We start from the raw sequence: 19,938 nt of genomic DNA on the forward strand, positions 1-19,938 counted from the left end.
TTGATTGCTGTCATAGGCTGATTCTCTCAAGCAATTTCTTTAGTTTCAACTTTGAAACATAGCAAACGCCACCATTTTCAAAATAGACTGTCCCCGTACTTTTATCTAATTTGATGATATTTTCTGGGTTGATAAGGAAAGATTTGTGGCATTTAAACAGTCTAGGGTCACTCTTTTCGATTTGTGAGAGACTGCCATAAAACTCAATCTGCTCCTCTTTGGTATAAAGGATAACCTTGTGAACAATGTCTGATGTCTCAAAGTATAAGATATCATGAAAGGGAACCTGAATAACGGTCTTAGCATTCTCAATCCGAAAAGCATCTTCTGGATTCTGACTCTGTGTCTTTTTGCAGGTTAATAAGATAACACTTTCCACACGCTTTTGAAAGTCCTCACCCTCCAAAGACTTATCAATAAAGTCTAGAGCTGCCAGTTGGTATTGAAAAGTCAAGGGAAGATACTCTGAATGGGTCGTGAAGAAAACAATATTGGCATAGGGATCATTCCTGCGAATCTGCTTAGCCACTTCCAAACCTTTTTTAGTATCGTCTTTAATTTGAATGTCCAAGAAAAAGAGCTGATGAGACCCTCGCTCGGTAATAGACTCTAACAGTTGATTGGGTTTGTCAAAAACCTCAAAGTCCCCCACTTTAATATTATTTTTCTTAAGAATCGTATGAATAACCTCTTCAATACGATTTTGTTGGATAAAATGATCCTCTAAAACATAGATGTTAAGCATGGCATAACTTCCTTTAGCATAATCTTAAGAGAAATTCTAAGTTAGAGCATTTCTTTAATAAATGAACCTCTCTTATTTATTTAAAATGAGATTTTTTGTTCTCTTTACCTATTTTACATTTTTATTACAAAAAACAATAGTTTGTAACATTTTTTTGCTTCATTCACCAAAAAAACACCACCCTCAAAAGAGAGTGATGTTACGAATCTTAAGAAATATCCACATAGCGTCTTGCACCGCTATAGGTTACATAAGACAACCAGGTATGGTCATCTGCTGTAAGGACCTTGTCATAGCGAACGGACATGCCTTTATCATAGTAGGCTAACTCTGGGCTTGCAACGCTTGGTTGAGCCTTGATAGAGCTCGGTTTGGTAAAGGTATAGGTGCCAGTTGCCGCTAAGCTTGGGCTTGCTGGTTGAGCAACTGCTGTTGCCTTAGCATCAATAGCAACGTATCGGCGGTTGCCTCCATGGCTGACATAAGAGAGCCAGGTATGACCATCTGCAGTCACCAATCTGTCATAGTTAACGGACATACCAGCATCATAGTAGGCCAACTCTGGACTTGCCACACTTGGTTCTGCTTTAATGCTAGAGCGTTCCTTGAAAGTATAGGTGCCAGATGAAGGTGTACTTGGTTGGACTGGTTGTTCTACAGGTTTAGTTACACTCGTTGGTGCGATAGCCACATAGAAACGATGTCCTGAATAGCTAAGGTAAGAAAGCCATGTATAGCCATCATTATTGACAACCTTGTCATAGTTGACTGACATACCAACATCGTAGTAGCTAACATCTGGGTTGGCTACCAAAGGTTGAGTCTTAATGCCAGAACGAGCAGTAAAGGTGTATGAACCTGAGGCTGGAAGATTGTGGCGAGTTGCATTTTGAACTGGAACAGTTGTGCTAGTGCCTCCAATACCTACCATCTTACCATCTTGAACATAGTAGAGATGGACAATGTATTCGCCTGCTTCAGCCTTATGATCACTAACATTGATGCGAACCTTGTAGCTACCATCACTTTGTCTGTCAGCTTGGTGCCATACAAGATCATCTTGGCCGTCCTTAGCTGTCCATACTGGAACACTTACGCCTTGGATAGCTTTATCTCCACCAGAAACATTAGTGATATGAACATCGAAACCGAGGTTAGAGAGATTTTCAATATTGATAGTACCACTTGGTTTGCTTTCTTGTTGAGCAAGTTTAGACACGGCTACATAACGGCGGTTGCCATTGTAGCTGAGGTAAGAAAGCCATTGGTAACCATCACCACTGACAATCTTGTCGTAGTTGACTGACATGCCAGCATCGTAGTAGGCCAACTCTGGACTTGCCACACGAGGTTCTGCCTTGATGCTAGAACGTTCTCTGAAGGTGTAAGTTCCTGCATCAGGAAGGCTATAGCTAGTAGTTGTATGAGTTTCTTCAACTTTGGCAGGAACTGTGTAAGTTGTGCCACCCACACCAACTAATTTACCATTAGTTTCAACATAGTAAAGATGAACATTGTAGAGGCCACGTTCATTCTTGTGGTCAGTTAGACTGACGTTAACCTTGTAGTTACCATTGTTAAGACGAGTCGCATTGTACCAGATGATGTCATCTTGACCATTCTTTTCAGACCAGATTGGAACAGATACTCCAAGGACACCGTTTTGATCTGAAACATTACTGATAACCACACTAAAGTCACCATTGTTATGACTTTCAATAGCGATATCGCCTCTTGGTTTAGCTACAGCCTCTGCAACAGCACCTAGGTCGACGTAACGACGAGTACCACTGTACGAAGTGTAAGAAATCCAACGGTGGTTGTCCGCAAGCAAAGATCTATCGTAGTTGACTGACATACCAGGATCAAAATTGAACTCAGTCTTAGCAGTCAAGCTAGGTTGGTTCTTCACATCTGCAGGTTTAGTGAAATAATAAGTACCACGTTCAGGGATAGTTTCATCTCTAGTCGCTTCAGTAGTGCTACTAGTATTTTCGGCCTTCAAAGCTGCGATATCAGCATAGTAGCGTTCATAGTCGTAACCAATGTAAGAAATCCATTGGTGATTGTCTCTCTTCAAGACCTTGTCGTAGATAACATGGTCGCCTGCACTAAAGACGAAGGTAGGTTTGATATCCATGATTGGCGCAGTACGAATTTCTGTTGTGCGACGGAAATAATAGGTACCGTTTGATGGAATATCAAGAGAACCATCAGCAGTCACTGGACCATCCACACCAGGTTGAGGAGTATCCACAGCTTCACGGTCAGTAACTCTAGCTTCTGCTACTTCTGAAGTTGCTGAACGGTTAGTCTCACTTGCTACTTCAGAGCTAGCTACTGATGACACTTCAGAACGTGGGCTAGCCACTTCTGATCTAGAAACAGTAGCAACAGCAGATGCAGAATGAGCAACCTCTGCCGGTACTTCCAAAGAAGCAGCCTCGCTAGCCACTACACTATTAGCTTCAGAAGAGGCAACCTCACTGCTAGCAAGCTTAGGTCTTGGCGCTTCAGATCTTGAAGCTGGTTGATTGAGGACATCGGTAACAGCTTCTGAAGTTGCCTGGTCGATTTGAAGTGGTTCAGAATTATTTACAAAAACTTCATAATCCTTGCTAGTACTTGTGCTGTTGGCTTGTTCCTGAGCCAAAGCATGTCCACCAAGCATCAAGCTCGCACCAATCAAGACTGATGCAGCTCCAAAAGAATATTTACGAATTGAGTAACGTTGACGTTCCTTAACAACATATGCCTTTCTCATTTTGATCACTCTCACTTTCTAGGCTGTTTGATAAACATTGGAACCGTTTTCATATTTCTATTATACCCCTTTGGAATATTTTTTACAATTATTTCAATATTATTACTAAAGTTTTTAAAGAAAAAAGATAGGATTTTCATCCTACCTTTTCAAGTTTCTTTTATTGTATCACATCTTAGAGCTGTTCTGCTACTGCTGAAAGAAGATCTTGGATACCATTGGCATCGTTACCACCGGCCATGGCCATATCTGGTTTACCACCACCACGACCTGATACGATTGGTGCGAGAACCTTGATAACATTACCTGCGTGAACATCTTTAGACTTGCTTGCTACAAGAACATTAACTTTTTCGCCAATGTGAGCTGCAAGGACAAGGACATCAGAGTAGTCTGCTTGTTTCCATTGGTCCGCGAAGGTACGAAGGGCACCTGCATCAGAAACTTCTACTTGGCTAGCAATGTAACGAACACCGTTAGCTTCTTTAACATCTTTGAAGACGTCACCAGCTGCAGCCGCAGCTGCCTTTTCTTTAAGCGCAGCATTTTCTTTTTGAAGGGCATGCAATTGCTCTTGAAGGCTAGCAACCTTGTTAGGCACTTCTTTCAATTGTGGTGCCTTAAGTGTTGCTGCGATTGCTTTGAGGGCATCTTCTTCTTCACGATAAGCAAGGTAAGCTTCACGTGATGTCACTGCCAAGATACGACGTGTTCCTGAACCGATACCTTCTTCTTTGACAATCTTGAACATACCGATTTCAGCAGTGTTGGCAACGTGCGTACCACCACAAAGCTCAACAGAGTAATCACCGATTGAAACGACACGAACATTCTTACCATATTTTTCACCAAAGAGGGCCATAGCTCCCATTGATTTAGCGGTGTCAATGTCTGTTTCAATAGTTGTTACTGGAGTAGCTTTCCAGATTTCTTCGTTGACTTGTTCTTCGATAGCACGCAATTCTTCTGGAGTTACAGCCTCAAAGTGAGTGAAGTCGAAACGCAAGAATTCTTGTTCGTTAAGAGAACCAGCTTGAACAGCATGATCACCGACGATGTTATGAAGGGCAGCGTGCAAGAGGTGAGTCGCTGTGTGGTTCTTCATGACACGGTGACGACGTGTGTGGTCAATTTCAAGTTTGTAGTTAGCTCCTACAACAAGTTCACCTTCAACTTCAACAGTGTGAAGGGCTTGTCCATTTGGTGCACGTTGAACATCAACCACACGTGCAACGACTGTACCAGCTGAATCTGAGATCGTACCGTGGTCTGCTACTTGTCCACCCATTTCAGCGTAGAATGGTGTTTGTTCAAAGACAAGGAGGGCTTGACCAGAGCTAACACTATCATGACGAGTATCATCAGCAACGATGACGCTCAAACGGCTTTCAGCAGTTTCCGCTTCATACAAGAACTCAGATGGTTCAGTAATGTTAGCGAGAGTTTCATTTTGCATACCCATAGAACCACCTTTGACGACGCTAGCACGCGCACGGTCTTGTTGTTCTTTCATGGCAGCTTTGAAACCTTCATGGTCAATCTTGAAGCCTTCATCTTCAGCCAACTCTTCTGTCAATTCCACTGGGAATCCATAAGTATCGTAAAGTTTAAAGATGTCTTTACCTTCAAGCGTATCTTTACCAGATTTCTTAAGGTTAGCAAGAAGCTCGTCAAGCATGCTTGAACCTGCATCGATGGTACGCGCAAAGGTTTCTTCTTCACGTTTAACAATCTTCTCGATAAAGTCTTTCTTCTCAAGAACTTCTGGGTAATAGCTTTCCATAATTTGACCAACAGTTGGAACAAGTTTGTACAAGAAAGCGTCAGAAATGCCGAGACGACGACCATGCATTACAGCACGACGGAGAAGACGACGAAGGACATAACCACGACCTTCATTACCTGGAAGAGCACCATCACCGATGGCAAATGCCAATGAACGAATGTGGTCAGCAATAACCTTGAAGCTCATTGTGTCACCATCTGGATTGTAAGTTTTACCAGACATTTTTTCGATTTCACGAATGATAGGCATGAAGAGGTCTGTTTCAAAGTTTGTTTTAGCCCCTTGCATTACGGCTACAAGACGTTCAAGACCCGCGCCCGTATCAATGTTTTTATTAGGAAGTTCCTTGTATTCTGAACGGGGAACTGCTGGGTCTGCGTTGAATTGTGACAAAACGATGTTCCAAATTTCAATGTAACGATCGTTTTCAATATCTTCTTCAAGCAAACGGATACCAATATTATCAGGGTCAAAGTCTTCGCCACGGTCAAAGAAGATTTCAGTATCTGGTCCTGAAGGTCCAGCACCGATTTCCCAGAAGTTATCTTCAATTGGAATCAAATGACTTGGTTCAACACCGCAGGCAATCCAACGGTTGTATGAATCTTTATCATCTGGATAGTAAGTCATGTAAAGCTTGTCTTTTGGAAAATCAAACCACTCTGGGCTTGTCAAAAGCTCATAACCCCATTCGATAGCTTCATCACGGAAGTAATCACCAACTGAGAAGTTACCAAGCATTTCAAACATAGTGTGGTGACGAGCTGTCTTACCAACGTTTTCGATATCGTTGGTACGGATAGCTTTTTGTGAGTTAGTGATACGTGGATTTTCAGGAATTACTGAGCCATCAAAGTATTTTTTCAAAGTGGCAACCCCTGAGTTAATCCAAAGAAGGGTTGGATCGTTAACTGGAACCAAGTTAGCTGATGGTTCAACAGCGTGACCTTTTGATTTCCAGAAATCAAGCCACATTTGACGAATTTGTGCTGAAGTAAGTTGTTTCATTGTTTCTCCTTAATCAATTGTTTCTTATTTTGAGCTATTCTCGAGCATTTCCACATAGTCAATAGCGACACATAGGGAAATGGCTAAATCGGCATAAGTATTTTCATAAACGGTAACAGTATAGGTCGATGTTAGATGGAAGAGTTCCTTTTGAATCCTAGCAACTACCTGATCTTGACTATTATGCAGTTGAAAATCCAGGTCCCAAATATTCCCCTCTATTCGCAAACCAAGATTATCGACATCATACTTATCACGAAGAAAGGTTAATTTTTTACGAATGTAAAAACTCGAACCATCCTGTAAATCCACCGTAAATTTGGGTAAGAGACTAATAGGCTCCTTGGTGATATGACTGATCTCACGACCATCCTCGCCAAAAATCGTAAAGGTCTTTGGAATCTTAAAAAAGGATCCTTCAACCTGATAGGCAACTCTACCTTGATCATCCTTGATATCAAAGCGTTCACCACCCAATCGAAACTTCTGTTTGACAAAATAGGTTTTCATAAGCTACCTCCAATAATGTCATACATTCATTCAAAAAATACTAAAAGAATAAAAGACAAGGCCACTAAACGAAGGGCGACGTGAACCGCGGTACCACCTTCATTCAATGAACTTGTCATTCTTATTTGTCTTTAATTGTGAACTTTGAGTAGCAAGTAACCAGATTCGTCCGTGGCTCGCAGCGACCGCCATTTTTCTGTATCAGAAGCAATGATTACCAATCTCAAAGGGATGGCCAAAAATGTCATGATATTAGAACTTTCAGCCACTCTCCATTTTAACGTGTTTTAGGTCTTAGGTCAAGCTGATAATAGCATTATCAACTCTATCTTGTGATTTATTTGCTAGAGCTTGATGATGAACTTGATGAAGCTCCAGAACCAGTCACATACTGGTCAAGAATTGCGCTAAAGGCCTTGTCTACAACTTTAACATTATATTTCTTAAGGACCTTAGCAATCACTGAATTAGTGAAGTTAGTATCAGATTTCTTACCATTGATGATAACCTTAGTCAAATCATCCTTATAGTTTTTCCAATCTGCATTTTTCTCAGATTTTGAAACAGTTTTAACGATGTAGTAAGTTGCAGCACCAGTTGAGCTGTTTGAAACAGTCACTACGTCAGAAACAGCATTAGCATCTTGTTTGAAGGCTGCTGTCAAAACATCTGCTGGGAAGTCTTGAGAAGCTGAGTTAACTGTCTTAGAAGTTACTTCCAAGCTGTTATCTTTAGCAACTTGTGAGAAGTCTGCTCCTTCTGCCTTAGCTTCAGAGTCCACCTTATCTGCCACTGCTTTATCAGTAGTTGAAACCACTTGCACCTCAGTATTTGGTGTGTAGTTATCATAGGCAGCCTTGTAATTGGCTTCTGTCAAATCTTTTTGTGCGGCTTGGTTAACAGCATACTCAACCAATTTTTGTGTACGGATTTGAGTACGGTATGACTCTTCTGTTTGACCATAGGCTGCAAGTACTTGTGAGAATTGATCTCCGTATTGTTCTGAAGCTTGCTTATAAGCTTTGTCTACGTCTTCTTTGCTGACTTTGCTACCATATTCTTTTTCAAGAGCCTTTTGCAACGTTGCACTCAAAACACTTTGTTGTGTTTGGCTGCTACCTTTAAGTGAATCAAAGACATCACCGACAGTAACAGTATCACCTTTCATAGATACCAAAGTTGTTTCTTCAGTCGTTTTGTTCCCTAGAGAAACATACATAGCACCTGCACCAACGAGAGCTGAAACAGCTACAAGGGCAAGACCTCCAAGGAAGCGGCCACCTGAGCTTGGTTTACCAGCATCACGTGTCTTTTTCGTTTTAGCACGTTTAGCTTTTTCTTTCGCTTTTTCACTAGCGAGGGCGATGCTTTCCTCTTCTTCTTTTTGGCGATCAAGATGCTCTTGTTCTGCGTCTTTGTCTGCTACAACCTCTTCAACAGTTTCTTCTGTCGACTCAAGGTTTTCATTTTCTTTAGCCATTCTATCTACTCCTTAAATTGTCAATATCTTTGTTATTATACCACACTTACTTAAATAATGCTTAATCTGGCAAGATAATATTTTCAGAATTTTTCCGAAGCATAAGAAGCCCGTCACTCATAGGTACCAAACTAGCAGTCAAACCAGGGTTATCTAAGGTCGCATCAAAAAGACGATGCAAACCACGGTAAATCGTACGTTGACCACGACGAACCTCCATAATGTCTTTGGCAATATCCCCCCCTTGGAAGATATCATCAAAGACAATGACACCACCTACCTTGAGACGTTTTAGGATTTCAGGCAGAAAGACGATATATTTAGACTTGGCTGAGTCCATAAAAACAAAATCATAATCAGTGTCCAAATCTTGCAAAACTTCTGCTGCATCACCTTCGACCAAGGTAATTTGTTTGCGGCTGTCATACTTGGCTAGATTTTCCTTGGCAAAGCCAATCATTTCTTCATTACGATCAACCGTCGTAATCTGAGCATCAGGGGCGTACTCAGCCATAAGAAGAGCTGAAAAACCAATAGCAGTTCCTACCTCAAGGATTTTCTTAGGCTGCAAGGTCTGTAACAAAAATCGGAAATAAGCAACAACTTCGTGCTGGATAATTGGAATATTTTCCTTACGAGCAAAGGCCTCCAGCTCAGCCAAATGCCCTTTATTTTCCTGAAGATGCGTTCGCATGTAATCCACGATATCCTTGTTTACTACTGGGCGACGCATGTTGTGATTTGCGTTTTTACTATATGATTTAACCATGTGTTTTATTATATAAAAAATCCCTAGCGAGTGCTAGAGATTTTTCTTATCTATAACTCAAATCCTCATCATTAGACTACTTGACGAATAACCTTCTTTTTCAAGAGGTAAGCAATAACTAAAGCTACCACGTAAAGAGCAATGAAAACAAGCAAGGTCATCTGGTAAGATTTTGTCAATTCATAGGTTACCGACAGGAGCATTGGTCCCACCAAGGCTGCCATAGCCCAGGCAGTCAGAATATAACCATGAAGGGTAGCCAATTCCTTTGCCCCAAAGATATCGCTAAGGTAGGGAGGAATCAAGGAGAATCCTGCCCCGTAGCAAGTCATCAGAACAGCCATCGCAACCACAAAGACAAGTGGAACTTGCAGGACAATTAGGAGGATAGCCATAACGATATTAACCGCAAAGAGGAGGATAAAGGTCTTCGGACGCCCAATATAATCCGACAAGCCTGCCCACAGAAGGCGACCAAAACCATTAAAGATTCCCATAACACCGACAACAACTGCTGCTGATTCCGCTGACATCCCAACCATATCTTGAGCCATTGGAGAAATAGCAGAGACAAGGGCTAAGCCACATGAAATATTGATAAACAAGATAAGCCATAACCAGTAGAAAGTTGACGATTTCAGAGCTTCATTAGCCGTAACCCCTTTGCTCAAATCAGCAGCCTGACAGTTTGGACTCTTGTCAGCCAACAGTTGTGCTTCCTCTAAGCTTGGTCGTTTAATGAATTGTGAGACAAAAAGCATCACAATAAAATAAACAACTCCCAAGATATAAAAGGTCTGCTCAACACCACGTGCCTGAATCAGATATTGGGCAATAGGGCTGGTCAAGAGCGATGCAAAGCCAAAGCCCATAATGGCAAGACCAGTCGCAAGCCCACGCTTGTCAGGAAACCACTTAATGATGGTTGAAACAGGCGTAATATACCCCACACCCAGTCCTAGACCACCAAGAATACCGTAACCAAGATAAAGTATCCACAGCTCTCCCTGAGCAATGGCAACTCCTGTTAGAATGTTACCTCCGGCATAGAGAACAGCCGACATACTTCCAGTCACTCTAGGACCAAATTTTTCAACCAAACGTCCCATGAAGGCTGCAGAAAGACCAAGACAAAAGATGGCCAATGAAAAGGCAAAAGAAACTGAAGATTGATCCCAGCCAGTCTGGGCCATAATAGGATTACGATAGATACTCCAAGCATAGGTAGACCCCAACATAAGATGGAGTAAGACACCACACGTTGCTACAAGATAACGATTGGTTGTTTTCACAAAAACCTACTTTCTATTTCTGAACACTGTTCACTTATCAATTATAAAACGTTAGGTTTTTAGTCTATCATGAATATAAACAAGGAGCTATAAATATGCTCATTAGTAATTTTCCGTAGCAATCAGGACTTGTATGCTGTAAACGTTCGTTTTTTAGATGTAAAAAGAACCACTCTTATCTAGAATGATTCTCTCATATAGTATAATGACTTTTTTAAGAAAGGTGAACACCTTTTTCAACCAAGGCTTCCAATTCAACGAGACGGTCTTCAAAAACTTTGAAGGCAGCATCCAAGTAGTCGGTATTGGTCATATCAACGCCAGCTTTCTTGATAACTTCCAAAGGATAATCTGAGCTTCCCGCCTTAAGGTAAGTAAGGTAAGCTTCTTTATCCTCCTCAGTACCGTGAACAATTTTTTCAGCTAAGTAGCTTGCTGCTGCAAACCCTGTAGCGTATTGGTAGACATAGTAATTCATGTAGAAATGCGGAATACGTTCCCACTCAAACTGAATTTCGTAGTTATCTTCAGCTTTAAGGTTATAGTATTTCTCATTGAGGTCTGCGTAAAGTTTATTCATGAAGTCAGCTGTCAAGATTTGACCAGAGGCATCTGCTTCATGGATAGCATGTTCAAACTCAGCAAATTGGGTTTGACGGAAGACAGTTCCCTTGAAACCATCCAAATAGTGGTTAAGAATAGCAAAACGTGTCTTGTCGTCTTTAACTTCTTTAAGAAGTGTTTCTGTCAAGATATTTTCATTAGTTGTAGACGCAATTTCCGCCAAGAAGATTGGGTAATCTCCATAAACATATGGTTGTGTCTGACGTGTGAACGTTGAATGCAAGCTGTGGCCAGTCTCGTGAACCAAGGTAAAGAGATTGTCCAGAGTGTCTTGCCAGTTCAAAAGCATGAAAGCATTTGTATCATAGGCACCACCTGAGTAGGCACCTGAGCGTTTTCCTTTGTTAGGGTGAACGTCAATCCAACGTTCCGTAAAGGCTGCATGAACCCCTTTACTATACTCTTCACCAAAGATTGCCAAGACTTCTTCTGCTTTCCTGAGGGATTCTTCATAAGTAAGAGCAGTTTCAGTCTCAGAAAGTGGTGTGTAGACGTCATACATCTTAAGCTCATCAAGCCCCAAGACCTTCTTACGCAAATCAAGGTAACGGTGCAAAAGTGGCAAATGCTTATTCACTGATTCCAAGAGTGAGTCATAAACACTCTCTGGAATAAAATTAGCCGCAAGTGCTGCATGACGTGCCGAATTATAGTGACGAACTTTGGCTTGGTAATTGTGAACCTTAACAACGCCTTGAAGTGTTTGTGCATAGGTATGTTGGAACTGCTCGTAAGTACCGTACATCGCTTCATAAGCACCCTTACGAATGTCACGGTCCTTAGATTCCATGAGGGTGATAAAGTTACCATGTGTCAACTCAACCACATCCCCTTGGCCATCTGATACCCATGGGAAGAGGATATCAGCATTATCCAAGACATTAAAGGTATCCGTTGGACCGTTGAAAATATCACCGGCTGCTGCCAAGAGTTCTTCAGCTTCTTGAGAAAGAACGTGATCCTTGTTTGCCAAGAGGCGTTCGAAATAGTGGTCATAAAGTCCAAGCCCTGGTTCCTCTGTTTTGAAGGCTGTTAACTTTTCAGCATCCAAGGCCATAAACTCAGGCTCAAAGTAAGCAAAGGCTTCACTCAACTGTGAATAAAGGTTTGAGGCCTTTGCTTGGTACTCTTGATACAGACCTACTGTTGTGTCTTGGTCATTTTTCATTGACGCATAGACATAGATTTTCTCCAAGCGACGCATAAGGCTCATATAAAGTTCTGTTGCCTCAAGCAAGTTCTTAGCAGAATCCAAGAGATGACCTGCATAAGCACTAGCCTTCTTCAAATCCTGAACAGTGCTTTCATATTCGGTTTCCCAATCTGCATCTGTCGCAAAAATGGTCGTCAAATCCCATGTGTATTTTTCTTCTAAATGAGTACGATTGTCTGACATAATATTCTCCTTAATTGTGTCTATTCTTTTCTATTTTAGCATAAAAGGTGGGAGGGTAGAGAGTTTGTCGATAAGAAAAATGCCTTTTTCGATAATATTTCTTAAAAAGCTTTTCAAAACCTTCAAGTGACTGTCTAATTTGGACAAATCCTTGCTTAGATTCAGGAAATCTCACTTGTGGGAAAAAATCCTGATCAGACAGACTTAACAAATTCATTCCCCTAAGATAGGCTTCTTCCTGCCTTCTCATCCACCTTGGATTTTTCCCCATTAATTCTCGTTGAATTACATGTGAGACTTTCTTTCGCTGAGTCACTTGATAGGTCTCAGCCTTTTCTGATTGATAAGGATAACGTAGAACTGCCATCAGATTTTCGGTTAAAGGCCAGATCTTAGTTAAGTAATAGACTTTCCCAAAAATATCCTCATAGATAAGATACTTAAGTCTAATTTCCTCTTTCTTCCAATCAAGCTCCCATAGATGAAATCCTATATTAGCCGTAAAATAGAGAAAGTCCCGCTGTAAGTCTGTTAAACGCCGTCCCAACCATAGGTCTTCCCCCAAAAGCCAACGCACTTCATAACCTGCTTGCTGATAGGCGCGTGTCCTCTCTCTCAAACGTTGCTGGGATAAACGAGAACACTGAACTTCTAGAGCCAGGGAATCGCCAACAAATAAATCTGCAATTTGCCCCATCTCAGACAAAACCTTTTCAATACTTACTTTTTCACCATGATTAACCAAAGATTTATATAAGGCTGCCTTAAGGGATAAATGTTGGGCCGATTCATTCTCCGAGAAGAACTGACAATCTTGCAAAGATATATGAGCAAAATGTGGACACATTACCTGCCCCTGCCTCAATAGGACTCTACCTTGACAACCTGGACAATAATAAGTTTCCTCGCGATTTAACTCAGTTTCAAGTGCTGAAACCAATTTCCCTTCCGGATTTTTTGCAATTAACACGACACCCTCCTTCATGCACTCTCTTACTTATTCGCAAAAGAATTCACAAAATAAAAAACATCTAGATGACTCTAGATGCGTCCCCCATTCAAACTGAAACTTGCTCCCTGCTGTATGGAAACTTAGGTTTATAGGTGTATTGCTTACCTTGGGATACAAGTGCCGCTCAGTCCATTTGATCTCTTTTCAATAATCTCGATACCTAAAGGAAAATCCCCCAACTTTCCTAGGAATCAGGATCTTGAAAACAGTTTCTATTCCACACGACCTTTAAAAATAGTCAATGTAGCATAGACAGATGCTCTCACAAACATCTAGTCAAATTCCGTCGCTAAAACATCATCCCAATATGCTTCTTACCTTTTTGTTCCTGAATCTCAACTTGAACTTAATCCCTCGAGTTCACGTTGTGATAAAACAATTTTTTGACTTTTTGAAATGTAAAGTCTTTATTTACTAACATTGAACCACCATTTCCCTAGGTGCAGTTCAATACCAACAAACGCAAAACCGTGTTGGTCCAAAATGGTTTCTAGTCAAGAGTATCTTATGATTGATAGTCAGTCAATCTGAAAAGCTTTCCCTCTAGCTTTTTGACGCAGAACATCTTACTGCTTACAAGATACTATTTCCTAGAAGAGTAATGGCTAAAAACGCCACTCTCAAAACATATCACCTATCAGTCATTAGGTTTAATCCACCTTCTGATAGGTATATTAGCAGTTACTGCTTTATTTTCTTTCCCTCTTCGCTTTTGAAGATTAGTCTCTACCGATTCTGCTGTTTTTGAATCTGTCGTTTGCTCTACACGGATTAAAAATACCGCTAGCTCCCGCTACGATGATGCTGATGTTTAAAATCGATTAATCTAATTTTTTTGCTGTTTAAATCTTCTCTTTTTTAAATCATCACAATGAAACATTGGAATTTGATAACTTAGAATTCCAGATTCTAAGCTAGTCTTTTTTGGACTAGGGAGTCACCCTGCCAAAAAAACAAACTCTTCCTAACACAATCTATTATACTGTATTATAATTTTTTGTCAATTAATTTATTTCATATTTTTTGAAAATAATATTTAGACCCTTGTTTTTTACATGGTTAGCTATAGAGAAAAGCCTATAATATAGGCCTTTTTACAGTTTTGAAAAAATTAGAAAATGTATATCAATTTTTCTTTTTTGAGTCTAAATCAAGTAGTTTTACTAAATGTCAGAAAATTTCATCTTTCTTATTTCTAGCTATCTTGATTCTTCCAAACCAAAAAAGCTAGGAAAATTTCCTAGCTTTTTTGGTATTATCTTAGTGTTTACGTTTGTAAGTTGAGATACCGAACAAGGCCAAAGCTGATGTCACCATAGCTGCACCTGCTGCTGCAGAAGCTGCTGTTGATTTTTCACCAGTAGCTGGGAGAGCTGGAGCTTCTTCTTTTACAGGTACTGATGTTGGTGTTACAGGTTTACCTGGTGTAGGTTCTGTTGGAGTTGTTGGTACTTGAGGTTTTGGTTTCTCAGTTGTTTCTTCAACAGACACAAAGTTTTTGTGGTAAGTAACTGATGCTGAAACAGTATTTGGAAGAACTGGTTTATTTGGTTCTTCTGGCAATTCAGGAACAACTACTGTTGAGTTAGTTGCGAACCAGTAAGCAGTTGGAACGTTAAGGTTATTTCCGCTTACGATAAAGTCCATTGGTTGGCCTTTGAAGATTGTTGCAGCAGCACCATAGTAGGCATTCTTCGTACGAGGTGTTCCATCTGGGTTAATCGCATCCCAACCTTCATCTGTGACTTCACCAGTTGTTGGATCAACTGTTGGGTCACTGTTAAAGCGTGAACCGTTAGCCACAAATTCGTTATCGTTTGTTGCATAAGCATAACCATCCTCATGCAAAGTGATTGATGAACCAGGGATTTGAACGTATTCATTACCATTCAAACCAACTTTTTCAATGTGGTTTCCAAGTTCAGTGTTCCAGTGGTTAAGTGATGAGATACTCAAAACTGATCCATTCTTAGACAAATCAAGTGGTTTCACTGATGACTCAGAATCAAAGAAGTTCAAGTTCATCTTAACATGAAGTTTTTTGTTAGTGTCGTCAGTTTGTGAACCAATGAAAAGTGTCTTCGTTGGATCGTGGTACAACTTAACAATGGCTGAACCATCTGTACTTGGTGTTTCTACCAAAGTGTAAGTTGCAACGATTTTCTTAACTGGAGTACCATTGAATGATGTTCCGTTTAGATTGTTGTATGTTACAGTCAACGTTTGACCTGTAGCCATCTTCAACCATACATCTTCAGTATATTCACCATCAGCATTGATAGTGTACTGTGTACCGTTAGCTGCACTGAAGTCACTTGGAATGTAACGAGATGTGTTGAATTGTTCAAGGATTTCATCTACTGAGTGACCTGATTGGATTGTTTTATCCAAGTAGTCAACTGAACCTGCTGAGTTTTCAACAGTCATAGTAGCATTAGATTCTGTTTTATAAATCAAGCCAGTGGCATTTTCAGCCAAGCCCTTTGTCAAAAGACGAGCTGTTGTTCCACCAGTATATTCCTTGTATGATTTTTCCCAAGCAGCATAAGCAAGAACGTCTTGGTAGTATTTGTCCAATTGTGTTTTGTAATCTGCAAGTTTTTGTTTATATTCTGAAACCGCAGTTGTCAAAGCTGTTGTTTGAACTTTGTTGTCATTGTTAGCAGCTTCGACGCTAGTGTGTTTAACACCTGCTTCTTCTGTAGCTGTGAATCCTCCTGTTGCAACAACATTTGCTTTAGCAGATGTAAGAGCTGCATCAGCTTCTTCACGAGTCAATTTATTTTCAGAAACAACTGTATTTGAAGCTTCTTGAGCATCTTTAGCTGCTTGATCTTGAACAGCTTTAACATCAGCAGAATCTTTTGATGCTGCTGCAGTCGTTGTTGCAGCTTCAACAGCGTTATCGAAGTCAGGATTTGAAACTTCCGCAATAGCTTTAGTTGTTGTTTTTACAGTAGTATCTGTTTCAGTAGTAGTTTTTTCTTCTGTTCCAGGTACTGTAGTGACAACCGCTGCATCACCTGTTGTTTTAACAAGATTAGCACTTGATTCTGCAGTCGTATTTGATACGGTTGCATCAGTATCAGTAGTTGCTGTTACATCTTTAGCTTCATCCGCAGCTGCTACGCTTGTAGCCGCGAGTCCTGCAAGCAATACGCTTGAATACAATGTTGTTTTAAATGGATTGACTTTCATTTACACTTTCTCCTTCTTGGTTAACATTTTATTAACCTATTTTCTTCACCGTTTAATATACTACCGTGATTTTCAAAATTTGGCAATAGTTTTCTGAAAAAAATATTATATATTTGCTACATGTTTTTAAAATTTGACACACTTTTGTTATAATTCAACCATCTCTTTACAATTAATTGTAATTCGTAAGGGGTTCATAGAGTTTTCACTTATTACTTTCTTACAGCCGTTCATTTTTTTCTCATAAAGGACTGTTTCTAAGATAACATATGTTTTCTACTATATTCGGGTTAACATGAAGTGACCTCTTCATTACTAAAAACACATAAAAAACACCTTCAAGACCTTGACTTTAAGCGTTTTTCGTCGTATGCTTAAAAAAAATGTTAAGAAAGTTGGGGGACTTTTCAATGACAAAAAAAGAAATGAGATTGCTGATCCTTCTTGGGGTTAGTATTATTTTAGCGAACCTTGTACTGCGTTTGATTCTTAAGCCTCTGCCTGAGAATATAGGTTATCTCATTAAAACGCTTGGCCTTATGTGTCTATACTATTTCCTCGTACAGAGACGCCTTGGATTAAAGATCAAATCGACTAAAAAGATAAGTTGGTCTGAAACCTTAGGGGTTTGTTGGTTTCTTCTTTTGGCAGATTTCTTCTATCTTTCTGCGGTTGCTTTTGGGATCAGTAAAGCACCTCACATGATAGGAACTGCCTTGGTTATTGCCTTAGGAGCCGGGTTTTTTGAGGAATATTTTTTTCGTGGACTTTTCCTTAAACTCGCCTTCCAAGATGGTATTAGATCTTCAAAACAGGTTTTAGGAGTCGTTTTCTTATCTGCCATATTTTTTTGGACTAGCCCATCTTGGAAACCTCACTCACCAGCCCTTGAACGCTACCTTGTTCCAGGTTTATTATGCGACAGCTATAGGAATATTCTTTGCTGCTATTTACCTACGTACTGGTAGTCTCTGGTGGACTATTATTCTGCACTGTTTGGTTGATTTTGCCAGTGTCCTTCTCTCGCAATCAACACAGGCTGCACCAGCTACAAGTATCTGGCATTTCATTTTCTGGCTACCTTTAATTGCCCTAGGACTCTTCCTTATTCGTCCTAAAAAATTGAAAGCCATTAGATATCTTAATGACTAATATTTCAAACTGCATCCCACAAGTTAGATTTTTGGTGTCTAACCTGGGGATGCAGTTTTTCATTTATCAGCACCACATTCTTACAACTTATCTCAATTTCCATTATTACTCCTAAAACGATTTAATCATAGAAATTTCATATCAAGTCTTCATCTATTCCTATCAGAATTTTGCTGATTTTAGACTTCTCATTTTGTTATAATATGACCTACAATCATATTTTTTAAAGGGGATGCTTATGAATTTTCAACAATGTCGCTATGTTCAGACTATCGCTGAAACAGGGTCTTTTAGTAAGGCTGCTAAAAAACTCTTTTTGACTCAACCTAATCTCTCAGCATCCATCCGTGATTTAGAGGAAGAACTTGGAGTCCAACTCTTTGAACGTTCCAATACAGGAGCTAAACTAACTGATGACGGTCATGATTTTCTCAAATACGCCAAACGTATTCTTGGAGAGCTAGATCTACTAGAAGGACGCTATCGCAAATCCTTTAAGAAATCATTCACTGTTGCCAGTCACCACTACGATTTCTTGTCACTTCCCATGGCTCACATTGCCCAACGTTTTCGTAGTGATTATCAAGAATTTCAACTGATTGAAACAACAACTAGGAAGATTCTCAAAAGCGTTGAAAGCTTCGAAAGTGATCTGGGGATTATTTATCTAGATGAAGATAACGACCATATCCTAGAACGCAGTTTCCAACACATGGATTTAACTTTTACCCCACTTGGAGAGTTTGAAACCAAGATTTTCTTAGGTCGCCAACATCCCCTAGCTCACAAAAAATCCCTCAACCTCAAAGATTTAGAGGGATACCCACAGGTCCGCTTTCGTCAAGAAAGCTCTGGAATTCATTTTGACGAAGATCCTCTCGAGGTTCTGCCTGACCAACAAGTGATTTACAGTAATGACCGAGGCAGTGTCATGAATTTGCTCTGTGCCTCAGATAGTTACGCTTCTGGCCTCGGTATTGTTAATAGTTTCATTAAGGACCAAATTGTTTTACTTCCACTGAAGAACAGTCCCAAGCACACCTTGGGGTTTGTGACAAATAATAAACAGAAACAATCCGCAATTATTCAAGCATTTATCGAGGAAATTCAGGATAGCTTACTACCCCACCACTAAGGAGAAGAAAATGGAATTTCAAACACTTAACAATGGCATCAAAATACCCGTGCTTGGTTTTGGTGTCTGGCAAATTTTCGATCAAAAGGAATGTCAAAAAGCCGTTGAAGACGCTCTTTCTGTAGGCTATCGATTAATTGATACTGCTAGTCTTTATCGAAATGAGGAGGCTGTTGGACGTGCCATTAAGTCATCTGGTATCCCTCGAGAGGATATTTTCTTGACTAGTAAAGCCTGGATTAGCCAGCTCGGCTACGAAGATACCAAATTAGCCCTAAAAGAAACACTTCGCAAACTAGATACTGACTATCTTGATTTATATTTGATTCATCAACCTTTTGGCGACTTACATGGTGCCTGGCGTGCTATGATTGAGCTTCAGCATGAAGGACTTATTAGAGTCATTGGGGTTTCTAACTTCTCAACAGGACGTTTGGCAGATTTTGCCTTGCAAACACCTGTTATTCCAGCAGTCAATCAAATCGAGTTGCATCCCTATAAACAACACAAACTGATTCAGAAAGCTGATAAGGAATTCGGTACCCTAACACAAGCCTGGGCCCCTTTTCACAGAGGAGAGGATGGTATTTTTCAGGACTCAACTCTGACTGCTATCGCTGACAAACATGGCAAGACAGTTGCTCAGGTCATCCTCAGATGGCAAACCCAACAAGGCATTCTGACCATTCCTAAAAGTACCCATATCGAACGGATGAAGGAAAACTTTAATAGTTTTGACTTCCACTTAGACCAAGCAGATCTTGATGCTATTAGTAGACTGGACCGATACCCAAATGCTTATGGTCCTGATGAAAGTGTGGAACGCATTAAGCATTTATTGAAATATAGTGTATAAGAAAACGAGTTCGACTGAACTCGTTTTTCTTATACTCTAGCTCCTCTTGTGGCTTTCTTTAAGTAGTGACGGAGCTTAGGTGATATTCTCCAGTAAATAATTTTCAGTTTTAAGGAATCAGAACTCCTAAGTGCTAGACTTAGATGTCTTTCAAGCGCTTTACTCACAACCGAAGTTTAGTAAAAAACAGTTTAGCAATTCTACGAATTGA

The 19,938-nt window shown here is 40.2% G+C and carries 14 protein-coding genes; 4 read left to right on the forward strand and 10 right to left on the reverse strand.

What is annotated here, in order from left to right; genetic code table 11:
- Positions 1-10: 10 nt before the first annotated feature.
- The 10 genes from PCY16_RS09180 to PCY16_RS09225 form a co-directional block, all read right to left on the reverse strand.
- Positions 11-745 (reverse strand): response regulator transcription factor, encoded by a 735-nt coding sequence (locus PCY16_RS09180; protein WP_021144603.1) that lies wholly within the window; start codon positions 743-745, stop codon positions 11-13.
- A gap of 208 nt (positions 746-953) precedes the next feature.
- Positions 954-3,509 carry an SH3 domain-containing protein gene (locus PCY16_RS09185; RefSeq protein ID WP_070576512.1) on the reverse strand — a complete coding sequence of 852 codons (2,556 nt, stop codon included), beginning with the start codon at positions 3,507-3,509 and terminating at the stop codon, positions 954-956.
- Between the two features lie 175 nt (positions 3,510-3,684).
- On the reverse strand, positions 3,685-6,303 hold the full coding sequence (alaS, locus tag PCY16_RS09190; RefSeq protein WP_021144605.1) for an alanine--tRNA ligase: 2,619 nt from the start codon (positions 6,301-6,303) through the stop codon (positions 3,685-3,687).
- 24 nt (positions 6,304-6,327) lie between these two features.
- Positions 6,328-6,813 (reverse strand): LURP-one-related family protein, encoded by a 486-nt coding sequence (locus PCY16_RS09195; protein ID WP_195414044.1) that lies wholly within the window; start codon positions 6,811-6,813, stop codon positions 6,328-6,330.
- A gap of 337 nt (positions 6,814-7,150) precedes the next feature.
- Positions 7,151-8,293 carry a peptidyl-prolyl cis-trans isomerase gene (locus PCY16_RS09200; protein WP_002886735.1) on the reverse strand — a complete coding sequence of 381 codons (1,143 nt, stop codon included), beginning with the start codon at positions 8,291-8,293 and terminating at the stop codon, positions 7,151-7,153.
- A 61-nt stretch (positions 8,294-8,354) separates the two neighbouring features.
- The gene (locus tag PCY16_RS09205) at positions 8,355-9,062 is read right to left on the reverse strand and encodes an O-methyltransferase (RefSeq protein ID WP_014633986.1); all 708 of its coding nucleotides are present in this window, start codon (positions 9,060-9,062) and stop codon (positions 8,355-8,357) included.
- A 71-nt stretch (positions 9,063-9,133) separates the two neighbouring features.
- Entirely contained in the window at positions 9,134-10,354 is a 1,221-nt protein-coding gene (locus PCY16_RS09210) for an OFA family MFS transporter (RefSeq protein WP_060972087.1), read from the reverse strand.
- Positions 10,355-10,568: 214 nt separating this feature from the next.
- Entirely contained in the window at positions 10,569-12,374 is a 1,806-nt protein-coding gene (gene pepF, locus PCY16_RS09215; protein ID WP_060972086.1) for an oligoendopeptidase F, read from the reverse strand.
- A gap of 10 nt (positions 12,375-12,384) precedes the next feature.
- Positions 12,385-13,344: a competence protein CoiA gene (locus PCY16_RS09220; protein ID WP_060972094.1), complete on the reverse strand. Its 960-nt coding sequence runs from the start codon at positions 13,342-13,344 to the stop codon at positions 12,385-12,387.
- Positions 13,345-14,646: 1,302 nt separating this feature from the next.
- Positions 14,647-16,584, reverse strand: a complete 1,938-nt coding sequence (locus tag PCY16_RS09225) for a GbpC/Spa domain-containing protein (protein WP_060972085.1) — start codon at positions 16,582-16,584, stop codon at positions 14,647-14,649.
- 410 nt (positions 16,585-16,994) lie between these two features.
- Between PCY16_RS09225 and PCY16_RS09230 the strand changes: the two genes are divergently transcribed.
- The 4 genes from PCY16_RS09230 (at position 16,995) to PCY16_RS09245 (ending at position 19,727) form a co-directional block, all read left to right on the forward strand.
- Positions 16,995-17,552 (forward strand): CPBP family glutamic-type intramembrane protease, encoded by a 558-nt coding sequence (locus PCY16_RS09230; RefSeq protein ID WP_301354539.1) that lies wholly within the window; start codon positions 16,995-16,997, stop codon positions 17,550-17,552.
- Complete coding sequence (locus PCY16_RS09235; RefSeq protein WP_301354538.1) at positions 17,485-17,736, forward strand: CPBP family intramembrane glutamic endopeptidase; 252 nt, start codon at positions 17,485-17,487, stop codon at positions 17,734-17,736. The genes PCY16_RS09230 and PCY16_RS09235 overlap by 68 nt, the downstream gene beginning before the upstream one ends.
- A gap of 238 nt (positions 17,737-17,974) precedes the next feature.
- The gene (locus PCY16_RS09240; RefSeq protein ID WP_002885507.1) at positions 17,975-18,871 is read left to right on the forward strand and encodes a LysR family transcriptional regulator; all 897 of its coding nucleotides are present in this window, start codon (positions 17,975-17,977) and stop codon (positions 18,869-18,871) included.
- 10 nt (positions 18,872-18,881) lie between these two features.
- The gene (locus PCY16_RS09245; protein ID WP_060972083.1) at positions 18,882-19,727 is read left to right on the forward strand and encodes an aldo/keto reductase; all 846 of its coding nucleotides are present in this window, start codon (positions 18,882-18,884) and stop codon (positions 19,725-19,727) included.
- The last annotated feature ends 211 nt before the right edge of the window (positions 19,728-19,938 follow it).

Source organism: Streptococcus sp. SS4 (genome assembly GCF_030440125.1).
Taxonomy (GTDB): domain Bacteria; phylum Bacillota; class Bacilli; order Lactobacillales; family Streptococcaceae; genus Streptococcus.

What these genes read in the sequence shown, in the direction of transcription:
- PCY16_RS09180 (WP_021144603.1), bottom strand. Translation starts at nt 745, where the DNA reads ATGCTTAACATCTATGTTTTAGAGGATCATTTTATCCAACAAAATCGT.
- PCY16_RS09185 (WP_070576512.1), bottom strand. Translation starts at nt 3,509, where the DNA reads ATGAGAAAGGCATATGTTGTTAAGGAACGTCAACGTTACTCAATTCGT.
- alaS (WP_021144605.1), bottom strand. Translation starts at nt 6,303, where the DNA reads ATGAAACAACTTACTTCAGCACAAATTCGTCAAATGTGGCTTGATTTC.
- PCY16_RS09195 (WP_195414044.1), bottom strand. Translation starts at nt 6,813, where the DNA reads ATGAAAACCTATTTTGTCAAACAGAAGTTTCGATTGGGTGGTGAACGC.
- PCY16_RS09200 (WP_002886735.1), bottom strand. Translation starts at nt 8,293, where the DNA reads ATGGCTAAAGAAAATGAAAACCTTGAGTCGACAGAAGAAACTGTTGAA.
- PCY16_RS09205 (WP_014633986.1), bottom strand. Translation starts at nt 9,062, where the DNA reads ATGGTTAAATCATATAGTAAAAACGCAAATCACAACATGCGTCGCCCA.
- pepF (WP_060972086.1), bottom strand. Translation starts at nt 12,374, where the DNA reads ATGTCAGACAATCGTACTCATTTAGAAGAAAAATACACATGGGATTTG.
- PCY16_RS09225 (WP_060972085.1), bottom strand. Translation starts at nt 16,584, where the DNA reads ATGAAAGTCAATCCATTTAAAACAACATTGTATTCAAGCGTATTGCTT.
- PCY16_RS09230 (WP_301354539.1), top strand. Translation starts at nt 16,995, where the DNA reads ATGACAAAAAAAGAAATGAGATTGCTGATCCTTCTTGGGGTTAGTATT.
- PCY16_RS09240 (WP_002885507.1), top strand. Translation starts at nt 17,975, where the DNA reads ATGAATTTTCAACAATGTCGCTATGTTCAGACTATCGCTGAAACAGGG.
- PCY16_RS09245 (WP_060972083.1), top strand. Translation starts at nt 18,882, where the DNA reads ATGGAATTTCAAACACTTAACAATGGCATCAAAATACCCGTGCTTGGT.